Source organism: Secundilactobacillus hailunensis, assembly GCF_005405185.1.
GTDB lineage: Bacteria > Bacillota > Bacilli > Lactobacillales > Lactobacillaceae > Secundilactobacillus > Secundilactobacillus hailunensis.
This window is the reverse complement of the sequence record NZ_BJDO01000133.1, coordinates 1-458: the sequence shown is the minus strand read 5'-3', so window position 1 is coordinate 458 and position 458 is coordinate 1. Positions and strand designations below refer to the sequence as shown.

1 protein-coding gene is annotated in these 458 nt (G+C 55.2%); it reads right to left on the bottom strand.

What is annotated here, in order from left to right; all coding sequences use genetic code 11:
* A partial coding sequence (locus FFM73_RS12840) for a hypothetical protein (protein ID WP_373278682.1) occupies nt 1-458 on the bottom strand: 458 nt, incomplete at both ends.

Genomic DNA, 458 nt, shown 5'->3' with positions numbered 1-458 from the left:
GTCCCACCTTCAGGATCCGTGGTCGTGATCGTGTTGTAGTAACCATCGGCGTTAACTGATACACCATCATCGACCTTGAAGAATGAGCTGGTCCCATCTGGGTTGATGTTCTCACCCGTCTGGTCAGTCGTTGGGTTACCTTTAGTATCCGTTCCTGGCGTGTCGTGGGTCATGGTGACACCAGGGTTATCGTTCGTAACCGTCGTCTTGCCGGTCTTGACACTTTCACCTGGCTTAACTGTAACGTCCGGCAAGCTTGGCTGATCCTTTGGCGTTTCCGTTACCGTCACAACGCTCGTTGTGCCAGTCTCGCCCGTCTTCGAATCGGTCGTTGGCGTCGTCTGCACGACGGCCACCGTCTTATCACCGTCTGACCAGTTCTTGGTCACTTCGGTCACGGCACCGCTGCCATCGACCTTCGTAGTGGTAGTCCCACCTTCAGGATCCGTGGTCGTGAT